This window comes from Kangiella japonica, from assembly GCF_039523535.1.
Classification (GTDB): domain Bacteria; phylum Pseudomonadota; class Gammaproteobacteria; order Enterobacterales; family Kangiellaceae; genus Kangiella; species Kangiella japonica.
Window position 1 is genome coordinate 498,991 of sequence record NZ_BAAAFM010000001.1, and the last position, 15,523, is coordinate 514,513.

Sequence of the window (15,523 nt, forward strand, 5' to 3'; positions counted from 1 at the left end):
TGATCCTCTACGATCCACTTTGCGACACTTTTCTCCACTTATCTACACTATATGAAGTTTAGGTGTTTTTTGCAAGGCAAATATGCATGGAAAATGTGAGAAATGTCCTTATTTGACAAACACTTAGCGTCAGTTAGTTAGCACTAACAAACACGCAAAAATAAAAGCGAGATTTTTCATTGCATTAGCGTTATAAGTTAGAAACTACTTTAAGTTATAGACAGCCATTACCTTTTTTACGAACAATAAATTGACTAAAATTACGCGAGTTTTGACCAAATGTGAGTATAAATTTACATTTCACAGGGGGCGGTTGGCTCCCCTTCGGGGAAAATATCTCATTATTAAAGCCCATATTATGAAGTGCTGAATGGGGAGAATTGTATTCTTTTGTATAAAAGTCCAAGCCTCGCAGCTCTATACCTAGCAATCTAGTCTAGAGTTGCTTAGACTGATGACAACGCTTATCAAAACTTAACGCTATGAATTACAAAGAGATTTTTGAACAAATCAGCAAGGAACTGAGAGACTTTGATGAAATTGGACAGGTCGCGACCTATATCCCTGCTCTCGCCAAAGCAAATCCCAATAAGTTTGGTATGTACTTAGTAACAGAAGAAGGTCATGAGTATGATCATGGCGATATCCATGAAAACTTTTCTATTCAAAGTATCTCTAAAGTTCTTTCGCTAGTATACGCTTTCAAGTTAGTGGGTACTGACTTATGGAGGCGTGTTGGTGTGGAGCCGTCGGGTAGCCCCTTTAACTCACTGGTCCAGCTTGAATACGAGCAAGGCATCCCTCGAAACCCTTTGATCAACGCTGGAGCGATTGTCGTCTGTGACATTCTAGTCAGTCAGCTTAAAAATCCATACCACGACTTTATCGAGTTTGTGCGCAAGCTATCTGGTAACCCATCAATCGACTACTGCAAAGAAACTGCACAGTCCGAAAAAGAGTGTGGTTTTAAAAATAATGCTCACATCAACCTCATGAAATCCTATGGCAACATAGAAAATGATGTTGATGAAGTTTTAGATTTATATTTTCACCTATGCTCGATTGAAATGAGCTGCAAAGATCTGGCGCAAACTTTTATGTTCCTAGCCCGTAGCGGAAAGAATCCACTCAATAATGAACGCATACTAACCGCGCAAGAAACTAAACGTATTAATGCCATCATGTTGCTATGTGGCTTTTACGACGAAGCTGGAGAGTTTGCGTTCAAAGTAGGTCTACCCGGTAAAAGCGGTGTGGGCGGTGGCATCGTCGCCATTTACCCTGATCAATACAGTATTGCTGTATGGAGCCCTGGCCTTAATAGCAAAGGAAACTCAAGCAAGGGCATCAAAGCACTGGAACTTTTCACCACCATCACCCAATCCAACGTTTTTGGGCCAACACCATTATTCGATGAGCTCGAATACGAGTAATCGTAATACAACTATAGTCAATGTCTCACAAAAGCTTCATCGTTCACCTCTTTAGAATCAAAACGGCTTATAGTTAAATAATGACTAAGCCAAAGGACAGGCTGAGCTCACAAGGAAGCGAGCGCTGGGATGATGTTAATGCCTAAGGACGCGGTAATATGGAAATTACTCAGGACAAAGTCTCTAAGGAAAGAGCCCTAAGGATGGAAAAGCTCGGTAGAGCATGTTGATAAATTAGGGAGTTGTGCTGGATTCACGACTCCCTATCAACATCCCCAGAGCTTTAGGGAATATGGATACAAACTAACCTAAAAGGAATTTGCTATGGCGATTAAACTAATCAATAAGTATCAAGGATGGTGGGATTCTAGCCGAAATCGTGGCCACTTCTGGTTTACCTATTACGACAACACCCGCGAAAAAAGTATTTCCGTTAATGGTCAAGACTTTCAAATCATGATGGATATGCTCCGAAATGAAAAACCTGTCTACGGCGACCATACCCGCGCCCTAGTCACTACCCAATCTGAAGATGTTGGTGAAGAAGAGTCATAAATTAAGTTTATGGCTAACATAGCCAACGTCACTTCAGTGCTACAGCCAGCGCAGCCTTAATTGGCAACAATTTACCCCCTATAGTTATTGCGCTGGCTGCTTTTTGCAGCTAAATTTTCAATCTATACCTACATACCTACAATCGATCTTTGCCAAATCTCGCACCCTAGTGCAAACTATATAAATTACAAAAAACCAAAACAAAGCATGAGCACAAACCGTCAGTTAGAGCATACCGATCACATCAAGCGCAAACATAGTCCAAACACAACGGAAAGAACCATTTGCTTACTGGCTCACAACATCACTGTGCCCATGAACGTCGGCAGTCTTTTTCGCATCAGCGACGCACTTGGTGTCGATAAAATCTACCTCTCCGGAGACACCGCTACACCACCCAACAACAAAATCCGCAAAACCTCACGTAGCACCGAAAAATACGTTGCCCACGACGCGATAGAATCGCCACTGGAGCTGGTTAATAGATTAAAGAAAGAAAACTACACCATCATCGCCCTAGAAATCACCAGCGACAGTATTCCACTACAAGAATTAAATCTAGAAAATGACCAGAATGTTTGCCTAATACTTGGTTCTGAAAACACAGGCGTTAGTAAAGAATTACTAGACCTAGCAGACATCACCACCCACATCCCCATGCTCGGCCACAACTCCTCCATGAATGTCGCAACAGCATGTGGAATAGCGGTTTATGGATTATCTAATAACTTGCGAACTAAATAACAAAATCAGGTTATTTAATTTGTAAAAACAGCGAGTTACTCTAAAATACTTCGAAAGAAAAATTATTGGAATCAAGACAATATGGATATATTCAACCCCAGTTTACCAGTCTGGAAGCTATTTAAAGCTTCAAAATTCAAACGCAACCAAATAAAGCAATCACTATTCATTGCTTTATTAACTTTGCTCGTTCTAGCAACTGGTTACTTCATCGCTCCTAGCGTTTTTGGTACTGTTATATTAGCTTTCTGCTTACTGTTTTTTGTATTTTATTCATTATTTTTCGGAAGTGATAACTCAAACTCCACATTCAAAGTTTATAAATTAGGCATTTTGCTTGGTTCAATTCTAACTTTAGGGACATTTACTCTAAAGTAGAGATACCAAATATCGGTTCTTGGTTCATTTTTGACTTCTTTACATCAACATCCAGCTCGTATTTATCTTTGACAAGTGTACTAACCAATTCGAAAAACCAGTTAGGCGCATCTTTAGCAACCCTAACCTCAGATATTAACCGAGACAAATCAACGTCAATTAATGTACCATTATCGTGAATATCTCTTTCCTCCATCAGATTAGCTTCTGGATCATAAGCTACTAATCGAACCTCATTTTCAAAGCTATAAAACTTAGACTTATGTAGCAATGGCGCTAAAGGGTGATCCATAAAAAACTGTTCGTTTTCATGATTTATATAGCTTACTTTTGATAAAGCCAGTTTTTTATTTTGTGGCGGACTTACAGAATTAATTATTCTAGAAATATCGCTAACTATAATATGGAGTTAGTCTCTCCTCCATAAACTTTCCACATTGCCATACTTTCCGACTCATTCGAGTGCCAACAGCTTACATCAACCCACTCTTTATGTTGTTTATATAGTGTAGGAAAATCAATATCAATCGCTGGTATATCACCAAAAACAGTTACAACCTTCCTTTTTTTAGCTTTCTCTTGAAACCTCTTGGTGTCTTGTTCTTTTTGTTTGATTTCACTTTCTGTCTGAGGAGTTACAGAAGGCCAAATACTATTTATTGCGTGGTCCAAAGCTTCTGCCATACCACTTTTCATTAAATAATAATACGGAGTTAACCCCCCTTCCAGCTTGTCCTCAAAACTCGAGACCCTCGATAAAAATAACTGCTGACTTTCTAGTAAGTGTATAAATTTAGAAAAATCCATATACCTTTGAACTTCTGCCTTTCTATTAAGAGGCTCTATGACTTCCATTATTCCTCGATAACTTACTTATAATTTTTTATATCCTACCGTAATATATAAAACTATGTAAAACACCTAATCAAAAAGCACTGTTCATTTTCTTTGCATGCCCAAAGAAAACGAACCAAAAGAAAAGGCACCCCAGATCGTTAGGTCCTTCGGACTTCCCTCGCTCATCAAAGTTACTTACGCGCCGCTAAACGAAACTTCCTTGTTTCGTCTTAGCTAAATTAGGCTCCTTGCCTAATTTACGCTATAACTTTTCCTTGCTCGGCTAACTTTAAGGGGGTATTAAGAGCACAATCCTGCACAAATTTCCCCTTATATTGAGCTGTGCTATTCACAAAATATAGCAAACCAAAATCGTGGATGATTTTGGTAAGAGTTTTCAGCACAAGGAAGTGCAGTAAACTCTGGTGTGTTAAGTATTTTAGAAATAGAGCAGGAGGTCATGTTCACATGACCTCAATATTAGGGCGTGTTTCTTCTGGTTACTTTTTCTTGCTCGCACAAGAAAAAGTGACTCGCCGAGTGGCGAAATTGAATGCTAATGATAAACCTGGGTTTATAAAACCCTAGCTCCCAAGTTACCTAAAGGCATTCCCTGTGGTCATCATTTGGAATGACAAATCGTATGCAATGTTGGGTTACACCTAAGGGCTAAACCAACCAACGATCTAACAAACGAAAGACTAGATTCCGCATCTAGTACGGAATGACAAGCTTGGCTGAGATTGCCGCGTCGCCGTGGAGACGGCTCCTCGCAATGACGAAGGGGGCTAAAGTAAAAAAGAAGAGTTGGGCTATAAGCCGCTTCTCTTGTAGAAAAGTCCGTCGTGAACAGTCACTCAGTGAATGACAAAGGATTAATACTGACTTAATGATGAAATAAAGTAAAAGCTGGCCGATAAGCCGGATTCTGTCGTGGACAGTCATTCGTCTAGGCCATCAATCGCTCGATGGCTCCAGCAACCTACCCGGTTCCAACGCGAGCAACGCCGTACGGAACCCTATTTGGTCTTGCTTCGGGTGGGGTTTACCTTGCCGCTAACTGTTACCAGTAGCGCGGTGCGCTCTTACCGCACCCTTTCGCCCTTACCTGTGAACTTAGCGAACTAAGAACCATCGGCGGTCTTCTTTCTGCTGCACTTGCCGTCGGCTTGCGCCGCCCAGGCGTTACCTGGCACCCTGCTCTGTGAAGTCCGGACTTTCCTCTCCTCGCTCAAACGAGCAAGCAGCGACTGTCTGGCCAGCTTTGCAGCAAGTTTAGTCTTCATACAAAAAAAGGCAAGAAAAACTTAGTTTCCTTGCCCTTTAGGGGTAACAAATGATTAGTGAGTATTAACCTTTCTCTAATGTATCTTCAAACCATTCACGGAACATGCGTTTCTCATAGTAGAAGCCCTCTCTGTAACGCTTCCAAGTTTTCTCATGATACAGATAGTTCATGTCTTTTAACTTGGCCTCACCTTCTTTCAAAACTTTGCCATCAGCTCCTGTTAAGGTGTAACTGAAGTTCATTCGTGGAAAGTGGATATCTTTCATAACACGGATATCACGCGTCGAACCAAGTTCTACATGTCCAGCCAAATCTAAATCTAGGATCTTAATACTCAATGTTTGACCTTCGGGGAGCTCTTTACTGTATTCCTTAAAAAACTTCTCAAAGCTTTTTTTGACACGCTTATGGAAAGTGCCTCTCGGTTCTGAAGCGGCACGCACATCCCGATAATCGTTAAAATCGCTCCACTCTACCTGAATCCTCTCTTGGGACTGTTTAGAGTCTTTACCCGGGTTAGCGATGCTTGCGCTTCCCCAGCCAAGCGCTAACACACCGATAGCACTCACTAAAATACGTTTGCAGTTCTTCATAAAACCTCCGATTAATCTGATTTTTGCTGAAGCGCCCATTGATACAGATCTTTCTTTTTAACACCTGTAATTTGTGCGGTCAGCTTAGCCGCTTTATTCGGCGGTAGTTCGGTTAACAGTTGCGTCATTATAGACCTTGCTTCTATGCTTAAACCTTCATTTACTTTGCTTAAGCCTTCGACCATCACAACAAACTCACCTTTTTGCTGGTTTGAGTCATTATTAACCTGCTCTAGTACTATAGACGCAGGACCCGAGAGAATTGTTTCAAAGTTTTTGGTTAACTCGCGAGCTATGACGATATGCCTCTCACCAAAAACATCAACTAAATCCTTTAAACTATCAGCAATACGGTGCGAAGATTCATAAAACACCAAAGTTTCTTTATGCTCACACAGTTCTTTATATCGCTCTTTTCGAGCATTGGTTTTCGAAGGGAGGAACCCCCAGAAACTGAAACTATCGGTGGCTAAACCGGCAACTGATAAAGCACTGATTAAAGCGCTAGCGCCAGGGATTGGACTAATGGCGTAATCCCGTTGACGCAATTCTCGCACCAGTTTAAAGCCCGGATCGCTAATTAACGGCGTCCCCGCATCGGAAATCAGCGCCACCGACTGGCCATCATCGAGCTTGCTCGCGATCTGCTCGATTCGAGCTTCTTCGTTATGCTCGTGCAGCGACATCATGGGCGTGCGAATATCATAGTGCGTCATTAACCGCTGACTGTGTCGCGTGTCTTCAGCAAGAATTAAGCTAACCTGCTGTAAAGTTTTAATGGCTCGAAAAGACATGTCATCAATATTACCAATCGGCGTGGCTACCACGTATAAAGTGCCCTTCTCGTCGAACTGGTTGATTTGCGGTGAATTTTTGTTGTGAGAATCTGTCAAATCTGTCATTGGTACTTTGCCTTGTTGCGCCCTAAAGCTTAGAATAGCATTAACTCTTTATTGAGATTGGAATTATGACAAAAAAGTCTTTCAACAAGAACCTATCATTAGCAATCTTTAGCTTATTATTGGTTTCTTGTGTCACTACGCAACCACGCCAATCGTCTAGCGACGAGGGGATCCGTGATCGCGTTGCACAGTCACCAGAATATTACTTACAACAAGCTGAGAAACACCAAGGAACGGCCCAAGCGCCCTTCAAACTGCAAGCGGCTATCGCCTACCACAACATGGGAAGTTCTAAAGAGTCTTATGATTTATTGCGTAGCTTCCAACCGACTGAATTGCCGCTTGATGATCGCGATGCTTACTACCTATTATTGGGTGAAGTGGCCTTAACGCAGGATAAACCTTTCGAGTCTATTCGTGCGCTACAGTCTATTGGTAATCCACAGGATCATAGTGATAATTGGCAGGCTCACTTCGCCGCAACATTGGCTGACAGCTTAGTCGCTAATAACCGCTTAGCGGATGCTGCAGTAGTACGCCTTGAAGCCGAGCACTTATTTGGTTCTTATGGAAACTTAGAGCAGCAACGCGACAAAGCTTGGCAGGAACTTATGAGCTCACCGGTGGGTGCCATTGAGCTCAAACGCTCCAGAGCTTCAGACCATAATGTGCTAGGTTGGCTCGACATGGCCATCGTGCGCCACCGTTATATGCGTAACGCCAAAAATATGGCGACGGCTATGGATGAGTGGTCACAAATATACCCAGAACACCCAGCCTACGACTATATTGATATTAGCCAAATCGGCTCTTTTGAGTTTACAGCAAGTGTGCCACAGAAAATTGGTTTGATGGTCCCGATGAGTGGTAACCTAGCACCAGTAGGTAAGCTCATTCGCGATGGCTTTATGGCCAGCTATTACGAACAAGCTAATCGTTCCGAAGCGGCTGATGTTGTTGTTTATGACACCAACGGTATTGATATTCAGACTTTATATCAAAATGCTTTTGAAGACGGTGTCGACTTTATCGTAGGTCCCTTATTAAAACCAAACATTGATAACTTAGCAGCGCAAGCCAGTCTGCCAATCCCTACCCTAGCCTTAAATCGGTTAGACCAAAGCTATCTGCCAAGTAATTTCTTCCAGTTTGGCTTACCGATAGAAGATGAAGCTCGTCAAATCGCACGCCACGCGATCCAGCAGGGCCAAAACAGAGCATTCATCATTAATGCTGACTCATCGTTAGGCAAGCGTGCGGTAGAAGCCTTTACCGATGAGTTTCAACAACTGGGTGGCTTTGTTGTCAAAACGGCTAATATTTCGCACAATCAAAATGTAAAAGCTGCCGTGATGGCCATGCTTGGTGCTGATCAAGCCGAAAAGCGGGCTAAAGATCTACAAAATTTTCTTAATGTACCGATTGAAGCCAGCGGCCAAGGATCTGCCACCGCAGACTTTATCTTTATGATTTCAAAAGTTGATAAAGCACGGATAATCAAACCGTACCTTAACTACTATTATGCTTATAATTTACCGGTCTACTCGACCTCAACCATCTACGAAGGTCGCACTAGCCCTACTCGTGACAATGATTTAGATGGGATTTCTTTTACCGACGCGCCTTGGATGCTAGGTAGTACCGAGTCAATAAATAACAGTCGCCAAAAAATGAATCAGTTAGTACCAAACGCGACTAATAGCTTGGCACGTTTTTTCGCTTTAGGGCATGATGCCTATTTGGTTATCCCGGAGCTTAAACAATTTACAGAAGATACTCACCATAGTGTGCAAGGCCTTTCAGGGCATTTGAGTATGGATTCTTATGGCCGCATCGTGCGCCAATTATCTTGGGGAAAGTTTAAAGGTGGTAAAGTGATTCCCTTAAACCAAATGAGTAGAAGCGAATATTAAAATACTTAGCGTTACTTGCTATGACTTTGACTGATACTTTAACTATCAGCTTTGTCTAAAAATTGATATTCATAAGCACAGTTATTAAAACTAGGATGATAATGTATGCTTTCACGGATGAAAGGTGACAAGGTTGAGCGCTTTGTAGAAGGTTACCTTCAAAGCAAAGGGCTCAAAACGATTAAACGTAATTACTACTCACGCTACGGCGAGATTGACCTTATCATGAAGGACAACGACTATCTCGTGTTCATTGAGGTGCGATTTCGAGCAAACACTTCCTATGGAAGTGGCGCGGAAAGCGTGAATTACGTAAAACAACAGAAAATTATTAAAACGGCTAATTTATTTTTGCAACAGGCAAAAAAATTTCAACAACTTAATTGTCGTTTTGATGTGGTTTCCGTAACATTAACCAATAAATCCTTATCGGCTGATTGGCTTAAGAACGCGTTTCAACTGCCAGGCTGGTAATACAAATCAGGCTATCCATGATAGAACGTATACGCGATATATTTACAGAAAGTATTCAAACCAAAATTGCGGCCGCTGACTCTTTACCTGAGTCTATCGCCAAGGCCGGTCAAATTATGGTTAATTCTTTATTGGCTGGTAACAAAATTCTAACCTGTGGTAATGGTGGCTCCGCCGGCGACGCACAGCACTTCTCTTCCGAAATGCTTAACCGCTTCGAGCGTGAACGCCCTAGCTTACCTGCTATTGCGCTTACCACTGACACAGGCACTTTAACCTCAATTTCTAATGATTACAGCTATAATGAAGTATTCTCAAAGCAGCTTAGAGCGCTAGGCCAACCTGGTGATATTTTGTTGGCTTTTTCTACTAGCGGTAATTCTCGGAATGTGATCAATGCCATGGAAACTGCGCTCAGTAAAGATATGCTGATTGTCACTTTGACAGGTAAGGACGGCGGAGAAATGGCTGGACTGGTTGGGCAGAATGATGTCGAAATCAGAGTCCCTTCAAACTCCACCGCAAGAATACAGGAAGTTCATTTAGTCGTGATCCACGCTTTATGTGATTATATTGATAACACCTTGTTTGGTACTGAGGCTTAACCATGATTGCAAAACAAACAATGCGCATAGTAACACTGGCTGCAGTTGCAGCTTTTTTCTTACCAGGCTGTACAACCTTTGGCACACTAGCTGAAGATAGTAGTATCGAGCGCCGTGTCAGCACCTTAACGAACGCCATAGAAGAAAAAAATAAACCCTCTTATATTGGCGTAGAAAGCCACAATCTTTATGTGTTGATATACGGCCAAGTTCCAAGCGAAAAAGTTAAAGCTCAAGTATCTAATGAGATCCGTGGTATCCCTGAAATACGCAAAGTGTTTAACGAGCTTCGCATTAAAGATCCAAACGAAGTCAGCGGCATGTCAGACGCCTGGATCACTACAAAAGTGAAATCTAGCTTAGCCGCCGAGAAAGGGTTGGACTCTAAGCGCATCAAAGTTACTACCGAAGACGGTGAAGTCTTTTTGATGGGACTGGTGACGCGCGAAGAAGGCGACAAAGCGGCCCTCGTTTCTAGAAATATTGCGGGCGTCAAAAAAGTCGTAAAAATCTTTGAATATATAAACTAAAGCCACTTAGAGTAGACGATAATCGAACCAGTCGAAAGCCGAAACGGGAGATGTAACGTTTCGGCTTTTTTACCTTAGCTCAAACTATTGGCAGATATCATCTTTTTGTAAAGAAATCACTTCAGTCACTTTAAATTGACCATCGTAATCCGCAGCAAAGCATTCATTGGCTTTTTCCAGTTGGTAACCTCTAAAGCTAACAAAAACCTGCTCATAAGGTTTGTTCACCATTTCTAAATAATCATTCTGTAACTCAGTTGTTATCCCTTCATCGCCAACAACCCAAAACTCACTTTCCGAGTCGCATGGCTGAAACGAGCTGACTTCGCTACCATACATATAATTTCCTTTAGTCATACTTGTCATATCCTCGGCTTGATTCTCGATTTTCTTAAAGATGCTGCATGACTGCGTCATAGCGATAATAACGCCTATCGATATAACTTTAATTGATGTTTTCATTATCGATGCTCTCTTATTATAAGTACTTACTGCTAAGACTCTTATTTAATAACAGTTGAAGGGTTTACCGAAGATCCGAAGCGGGTTTGCAAGCGCACATGCACATGATCCCTAATGTTTTTACTATAACGGTTAGACAATGTTTTAGCCCTGCCGATAATGCTCACACCCGCTTTTACGACTTGGTTTATAATATTTACACTTGGTTTTATGTACCATACCCAACATCGAGTTCCGTCGCTTGCCTCAATTTCAACACCTTCGAGCACATTAGCATCAATGCCTGAAGCATAAGGCCAAGAAATTCTTAACACACAGCCTGATATTGGGGCCACCACATTCTGCTCAGCCAGTGCGATATAGTCTACGCCATCATGAGTTCTGCGGCCTCTAGAAGCGCCGTACTCGCCACTGCCATAAGGATCCATACGTCGAATACCTTTGCCAGTTGGGTTGCTATAAGCAGTTGGCCACAATCGTTTAATGGTGTTTTTGTAGGGTGAAATAACGCCATCGGGTTGACGCATAAACCGTGACTGAAAGCCTTCTATAACTGCTGCCGTATTATTGCCATAGAGCCCGTCTACCGTAAGTAATTTCTTAGAAGAGTTACGCTGATTGGAGTTAAGAAGTGTTTGTATGACTTTCACATCCGAAGAATGATTAGTGGCATTTTTACCCACTGCATGTCTTAGCATAAATATATCCCTTTAGTCCTTTGCTTTGACGAGAGCTCTATTATATTAATGCTAAAAAAATATCCTGGGATATACTTGAGAAATGAGAAGCAGTTCGTAATGAACTGCTTCTAACTATATAACGACTTATTATTTAACAACTTTCAGGTTAGGTCTACCTTTAGGCGGTGTAGGTGGCTCATCATCAGGTCCATCACCATCGAAATCAGCCGTATTGGGTGCACTGCCATCTCCATACATATTTGGAGAGAACATGATTCCTTGATCGTTTTCACGCGCATAGATGGCAACGATTGAATTCATTGGAATATAAATGTCGAGGGATTTACCCGAAAATCGAGCACTAAAGCTTAAAAAATCATGGTTAAGCTCAAAGTTTGCCACAGCTTCAGGCGCTATGTTTAATACTATCTTGCCATCGTTTGCAAACTGTTGTGGTACATTAACCTCATTGTGCGAGCAGTCTACTAAGACCTGAGGTGTCCAACCGTTATCAATCATCCACTCGTAATAAGCGATGAGTAGATAAGGTTGTAAAGGCGAGGGACTCGCCATTACATTAGACCTAATTTCATTTCACGCTCTTCTTCAGTCAAGCTGACTTTAAAAGATTCGCGCTCAAAGATACGTTCCATATATTCGTGAATCGCTTTACTACCGCGACCACTGATTTCAATACCCAATTGCTCAGCACGCCATAGTAACGGTGCGATGACACAATCCACTAACGAAAACTCTTCGCTCATAAAGTACGGATTGCTGGCGAATACTGGCGATAAGGCCAATATGCTTTCCTGCAACTCTTTACGTGCTTTTTTCGCTTTTGCTTCAGTACCATTAACAATAATCTCGTACTGGCTATACCATTCTTTTTCGATGCGATGCATCATTAAGCGACTACGACCACGAGTTACTGGATATACCGGCATTAGTGGTGGGTGTGGGAAGCGCTCATCAAGGTACTCCATGACGATACTGGCTTCATACAGCACTAAGTCACGATCAATAAGCGTAGGAACAGAGCCATACGGATTCAGATCCATAAGGTCTTCCGGAACTTTATCAGCAGTAACTTCGACTACTTCATAATTAACACCTTTTTCAGCAAGAACGATACGCGCCTGGTGGCTGTATACATCGTTACCTGAATACAATGTCATTACCGAACGTTTGGCGACTACGGCCATGTTTTTTCTCCTAAACAGTAAGGGTCTCTAGGCTTAGAGACCCATAAAACCGAATTACTTCTTCTTGATGTCTTTCCAGAACTCTTTCTTCAAGAAGTAAGCTAACACCAATAAAATTAACAAGAACAATAGTGACCAAAGGCCAATCTCTTTACTCTTTAGTTTTACAGGGTTTGCGGTATACGCCATGAAAGCAACCAGATCACGCACTGCATGATCGTACTCTTCTGGAGTCATGCTACCTTCTTCTACAATGGTAAACATCTTGCCTTGGCGGGAAATTTCAGCGATCTCTTGCTCCGCCTCATGGATTTCATTTTCAAGTTTCGCGATAGCTTCTTGCGCTTTTTCAACCGCTCCGGCCGACGCTTCTTTATCTTTAACAGTAGCTTTAAGCTCGTCGATTCGAGCTTTACCACTCGAAATGATTTCCTCTACCGCTAAAAGATCGTCGCTCTTCATTTGCAAACCTTGTAGGTCGGCTAGGATGTGCGGCATACCAACACCTGGGAATACAGTGTTGTTGACATCAAAAGGGCGTGACTTGTCGATGTAGAAAGCTCTTAGGTAGTTATATACCCAGTCATTGCCACGCACTCGAGCAACCATCGAAAGATCCAGTGGGTTTACACCAAACCATTTCTTAGCCAAGTCGGGATCCATGGATTTATCCATAGTGTCGCCTAACTTACCTTCGCCTAAAATTAACTGCTGAGCTTGCTCTTCAGTAAGATCCAAATCCTGAGCGACACGAGAATAACGCACATACTCCATCGAGTGGCAGCCCTGACAGTAGTTAACAAATAGTTTGGCACCGTTTTGCAACGAGGCTTTATCACCATAGTTAACGTTTACCTTATCGTTTGGATAAGTAACCTCACCACCCGCAGCGAAAGCTGCAACGGGTAGCAGGAATAAAATAGCTGAAATTAACTTTTTCATTTGTCTGTTACCCTCTCTGGTACTGGCTTTGTTTTCTCGAACTTAGGTAAGAACCATAAAGCAATAAAGAAGAAGAAATAGTAAGCCGTACAGATTCGACCCAATAATGCTTTTGCTGGAGTAACCGGAACCACTCCTAAGTAGCCTAAGATGATGAACGAAACTACAAACAATGCTAATAGAATCTTGAAAGAGCCACCGCGATAGCGAATTGATTTCACCTTCTGACGATCAAGCCAAGGTAATAAGAATAAAATTACAATCGCTAATGCCATTACTAAGAAACCTAGGAACGGATGCGGAACTGCGCGTAACATCGTATAGAATGGTGTGAAATACCAAACTGGGGCAATGTGTGGCGGAGTTTTCAATGGATTCGCAGGCTCAAAGTTTGGCTTCTCTAAGAAATAACCACCAAAGTCTGGTGCGAAAAATACAATGCTTAAGAAGATCATCAAGAAAACAACCACGCCCACAATATCTTTCACCGTGTAGTACGGGTGGAAAGGAATACCGTCTAGCGGGATACCGTTTTCATCTTTCTTGTCTTTAATTTCAACACCGTCTGGGTTGTTAGAACCTACTTTGTGTAAAGCCACAATGTGTAAGAAGACCATAGCCACTAGAGCTAAAGGTACTGCTACCACGTGTAACGCAAAGAAGCGGTTCAAACTCGCCAATGACAAGGTAAAGTCACCACGGATCCACTCAACCAAGTCTGGGCCAACTACTGGAATCGTACCAAAGAGGTTAATAATTACCTGTGCACCCCAGAACGACATCTGACCCCATGGTAATAGGTAGCCCATGAAGGCTTCAGCCATTAACAATACAAAAATGATCATACCGAAAATCCACACTAGCTCGCGTGGTTTCTTGTATGAACCGTAAAGGATGCCTCGGAACATGTGCAAATAGACCACCACGAAGAACGCAGAAGCACCTGTCGAGTGTAGGTAACGAATAATCCAGCCCATGTCGACATCACGCATGATGTACTCAACCGAAGCGAATGGGTCGCTTGGGCTATAGAACATGGTTAACCAGATACCGGTTAATAATTGGTTTACTAGGACTAATAGTGCTAATGAACCGAAGAAATACCAAAAGTTAAAGTTTTTCGGTGCGTAGTATTCAGCTAGGTGCTCGTTCCAAACTTTTGTGGCAGGGAAGCGTGCATCCAACCAGGTCATAAAACTCTTAAACATTAGGCACCTCCATCTTCGCCCACAACGATAACTTTGTTTGTTGTGTCGAGTGTATAAGGTGGGATTTCTAAGTTGGCGTTAGCGGGAACACCGGCGTATACGCGACCAGCCAAGTCAAACTTCGAACCGTGACATGGGCAGTAGAAACCACCAAGCCATTCATTTTCTAGCGAACCTGGCTCCGCAAACAACTTTGGAGAGCAACCAAGGTGAGTACAGATACCCACAGCCACAAAAAACTCAGGATCGATTGAGCGATACTCGTTTTTGCAGTATTCAGGTTGTTGATCTGACTCAGAATTTGGATCGGCAACAATCTCTTCACTCTTAGAAATGCTGTTGAGCATCTTCTTATCACGGCGAATAATCCATACTGGCTTACCACGCCATTCAACAGTGATCTGTTGGCCAATTTCTAATTTGCTATATTCTTGCTCCACTGGCGCACCGGCTGACTGTGCTTTCGCACTCGGTGCCCAGGAACGCACAAAAGGTACAGCCGCACCAATCACACCAACCGCGCCTACTGCTGAAGTAGCCCCGATCAGGAGATTCCTGCGTCCTTTGTTAACGCCCTGATTACTCATTCGAATAGTCTCCCCACGAAGAAAACCCACCTGTCAAAACAACAGATGGGATAAAATCATAATGATAAACAAGCTGCTCGCAACCGCGTAAATATAGCATACGGTACAAGTGGCAGATTACTGGTGGCATATCTTATAGGAAAAGCAACCCCATTACAAAGTGGTCTGACCACAAGGAGGCGCTAGA

General features: G+C 42.4%; 18 protein-coding genes and 1 other RNA gene. 7 read left to right on the forward strand and 12 right to left on the reverse strand.

Annotation, left to right across the window (positions count from 1 at the left end):
* The first annotated feature begins 482 nt into the window (after positions 1-482).
* The 3 genes from ABD128_RS02285 (at position 483) to ABD128_RS02295 (ending at position 2,732) form a co-directional block, all read left to right on the forward strand.
* On the forward strand, positions 483-1,433 hold the full coding sequence (locus ABD128_RS02285) for a glutaminase (protein WP_343985914.1): 951 nt from the start codon (positions 483-485) through the stop codon (positions 1,431-1,433).
* 324 nt (positions 1,434-1,757) lie between these two features.
* Positions 1,758-1,988 (forward strand): hypothetical protein, encoded by a 231-nt coding sequence (locus tag ABD128_RS02290; protein WP_343985917.1) that lies wholly within the window; start codon positions 1,758-1,760, stop codon positions 1,986-1,988.
* 207 nt (positions 1,989-2,195) lie between these two features.
* Positions 2,196-2,732 (forward strand): TrmH family RNA methyltransferase, encoded by a 537-nt coding sequence (locus ABD128_RS02295; RefSeq protein WP_343985920.1) that lies wholly within the window; start codon positions 2,196-2,198, stop codon positions 2,730-2,732.
* 364 nt (positions 2,733-3,096) lie between these two features.
* On the opposite strand, the gene ABD128_RS02300 is transcribed toward ABD128_RS02295, so the two are convergent.
* From ABD128_RS02300 to rsmI, 5 genes are all read right to left on the reverse strand, one after another.
* Complete coding sequence (locus tag ABD128_RS02300; RefSeq protein WP_343985923.1) at positions 3,097-3,402, reverse strand: hypothetical protein; 306 nt, start codon at positions 3,400-3,402, stop codon at positions 3,097-3,099.
* A 104-nt stretch (positions 3,403-3,506) separates the two neighbouring features.
* Positions 3,507-3,965 (reverse strand): hypothetical protein, encoded by a 459-nt coding sequence (locus tag ABD128_RS02305; protein WP_343985925.1) that lies wholly within the window; start codon positions 3,963-3,965, stop codon positions 3,507-3,509.
* Positions 3,966-4,848: 883 nt separating this feature from the next.
* Positions 4,849-5,213, reverse strand: an RNA gene (gene rnpB / locus ABD128_RS02310) — RNase P RNA component class A.
* Positions 5,214-5,297: 84 nt separating this feature from the next.
* Positions 5,298-5,828 (reverse strand): DUF3016 domain-containing protein, encoded by a 531-nt coding sequence (locus tag ABD128_RS02315; RefSeq protein WP_343985928.1) that lies wholly within the window; start codon positions 5,826-5,828, stop codon positions 5,298-5,300.
* Between the two features lie 11 nt (positions 5,829-5,839).
* Positions 5,840-6,730, reverse strand: coding sequence for a 16S rRNA (cytidine(1402)-2'-O)-methyltransferase (gene rsmI / locus ABD128_RS02320; protein ID WP_343985931.1), 891 nt, complete (start codon positions 6,728-6,730; stop codon positions 5,840-5,842).
* 65 nt (positions 6,731-6,795) lie between these two features.
* Here rsmI and ABD128_RS02325 point away from each other — a divergent pair, with 65 nt between their 5' ends.
* From ABD128_RS02325 to ABD128_RS02340, 4 genes are all read left to right on the forward strand, one after another.
* On the forward strand, positions 6,796-8,643 hold the full coding sequence (locus ABD128_RS02325) for a penicillin-binding protein activator (protein ID WP_343985934.1): 1,848 nt from the start codon (positions 6,796-6,798) through the stop codon (positions 8,641-8,643).
* 105 nt (positions 8,644-8,748) lie between these two features.
* Positions 8,749-9,117 carry a YraN family protein gene (locus tag ABD128_RS02330; RefSeq protein ID WP_343985937.1) on the forward strand — a complete coding sequence of 123 codons (369 nt, stop codon included), beginning with the start codon at positions 8,749-8,751 and terminating at the stop codon, positions 9,115-9,117.
* 17 nt (positions 9,118-9,134) lie between these two features.
* Positions 9,135-9,722 carry a phosphoheptose isomerase gene (locus tag ABD128_RS02335; RefSeq protein ID WP_343985940.1) on the forward strand — a complete coding sequence of 196 codons (588 nt, stop codon included), beginning with the start codon at positions 9,135-9,137 and terminating at the stop codon, positions 9,720-9,722.
* 2 nt (positions 9,723-9,724) lie between these two features.
* Entirely contained in the window at positions 9,725-10,252 is a 528-nt protein-coding gene (locus ABD128_RS02340; RefSeq protein ID WP_343985943.1) for a BON domain-containing protein, read from the forward strand.
* 84 nt (positions 10,253-10,336) lie between these two features.
* On the opposite strand, the gene ABD128_RS02345 is transcribed toward ABD128_RS02340, so the two are convergent.
* From ABD128_RS02345 to petA, 7 genes are all read right to left on the reverse strand, one after another.
* A complete protein-coding gene (locus ABD128_RS02345) occupies positions 10,337-10,714 on the reverse strand; it encodes a hypothetical protein (RefSeq protein WP_343985946.1) in 378 nt (125 codons plus the stop codon).
* Positions 10,715-10,755: 41 nt separating this feature from the next.
* On the reverse strand, positions 10,756-11,412 hold the full coding sequence (locus tag ABD128_RS02350; RefSeq protein WP_343985949.1) for a peptidoglycan-binding protein: 657 nt from the start codon (positions 11,410-11,412) through the stop codon (positions 10,756-10,758).
* Between the two features lie 129 nt (positions 11,413-11,541).
* Entirely contained in the window at positions 11,542-11,967 is a 426-nt protein-coding gene (locus ABD128_RS02355; RefSeq protein ID WP_343985951.1) for a ClpXP protease specificity-enhancing factor, read from the reverse strand.
* Positions 11,967-12,599 (reverse strand): stringent starvation protein SspA, encoded by a 633-nt coding sequence (gene sspA, locus ABD128_RS02360; RefSeq protein WP_343985954.1) that lies wholly within the window; start codon positions 12,597-12,599, stop codon positions 11,967-11,969. Before sspA ends, ABD128_RS02355 begins: the two co-directional genes overlap by 1 nt.
* A 54-nt stretch (positions 12,600-12,653) precedes the next feature.
* Complete coding sequence (locus ABD128_RS02365) at positions 12,654-13,541, reverse strand: cytochrome c1 (RefSeq protein ID WP_343985957.1); 888 nt, start codon at positions 13,539-13,541, stop codon at positions 12,654-12,656.
* Positions 13,538-14,749, reverse strand: a complete 1,212-nt coding sequence (locus ABD128_RS02370) for a cytochrome b (RefSeq protein WP_343985960.1) — start codon at positions 14,747-14,749, stop codon at positions 13,538-13,540. The genes ABD128_RS02365 and ABD128_RS02370 overlap by 4 nt, the downstream gene beginning before the upstream one ends.
* Positions 14,749-15,336 (reverse strand): ubiquinol-cytochrome c reductase iron-sulfur subunit, encoded by a 588-nt coding sequence (gene petA, locus ABD128_RS02375; protein WP_343985963.1) that lies wholly within the window; start codon positions 15,334-15,336, stop codon positions 14,749-14,751. Before petA ends, ABD128_RS02370 begins: the two co-directional genes overlap by 1 nt.
* Positions 15,337-15,523 lie beyond the last annotated feature (187 nt).

Coding starts and splice junctions, on each gene's coding strand:
- ABD128_RS02365 (WP_343985957.1), bottom strand. CDS start 13,541: ATGAAAAAGTTAATTTCAGCTATTTTATTCCTGCTACCCGTTGCAGCT.
- ABD128_RS02335 (WP_343985940.1), top strand. CDS start 9,135: ATGATAGAACGTATACGCGATATATTTACAGAAAGTATTCAAACCAAA.
- petA (WP_343985963.1), bottom strand. CDS start 15,336: ATGAGTAATCAGGGCGTTAACAAAGGACGCAGGAATCTCCTGATCGGG.
- ABD128_RS02355 (WP_343985951.1), bottom strand. CDS start 11,967: ATGGCGAGTCCCTCGCCTTTACAACCTTATCTACTCATCGCTTATTAC.
- ABD128_RS02295 (WP_343985920.1), top strand. CDS start 2,196: ATGAGCACAAACCGTCAGTTAGAGCATACCGATCACATCAAGCGCAAA.
- rsmI (WP_343985931.1), bottom strand. CDS start 6,730: ATGACAGATTTGACAGATTCTCACAACAAAAATTCACCGCAAATCAAC.
- ABD128_RS02290 (WP_343985917.1), top strand. CDS start 1,758: ATGGCGATTAAACTAATCAATAAGTATCAAGGATGGTGGGATTCTAGC.
- ABD128_RS02325 (WP_343985934.1), top strand. CDS start 6,796: ATGACAAAAAAGTCTTTCAACAAGAACCTATCATTAGCAATCTTTAGC.
- ABD128_RS02340 (WP_343985943.1), top strand. CDS start 9,725: ATGATTGCAAAACAAACAATGCGCATAGTAACACTGGCTGCAGTTGCA.
- ABD128_RS02370 (WP_343985960.1), bottom strand. CDS start 14,749: ATGTTTAAGAGTTTTATGACCTGGTTGGATGCACGCTTCCCTGCCACA.
- ABD128_RS02315 (WP_343985928.1), bottom strand. CDS start 5,828: ATGAAGAACTGCAAACGTATTTTAGTGAGTGCTATCGGTGTGTTAGCG.
- ABD128_RS02285 (WP_343985914.1), top strand. CDS start 483: ATGAATTACAAAGAGATTTTTGAACAAATCAGCAAGGAACTGAGAGAC.
- ABD128_RS02300 (WP_343985923.1), bottom strand. CDS start 3,402: ATGGATCACCCTTTAGCGCCATTGCTACATAAGTCTAAGTTTTATAGC.
- ABD128_RS02345 (WP_343985946.1), bottom strand. CDS start 10,714: ATGAAAACATCAATTAAAGTTATATCGATAGGCGTTATTATCGCTATG.
- ABD128_RS02305 (WP_343985925.1), bottom strand. CDS start 3,965: ATGGAAGTCATAGAGCCTCTTAATAGAAAGGCAGAAGTTCAAAGGTAT.
- ABD128_RS02350 (WP_343985949.1), bottom strand. CDS start 11,412: ATGCTAAGACATGCAGTGGGTAAAAATGCCACTAATCATTCTTCGGAT.
- sspA (WP_343985954.1), bottom strand. CDS start 12,599: ATGGCCGTAGTCGCCAAACGTTCGGTAATGACATTGTATTCAGGTAAC.
- ABD128_RS02330 (WP_343985937.1), top strand. CDS start 8,749: ATGCTTTCACGGATGAAAGGTGACAAGGTTGAGCGCTTTGTAGAAGGT.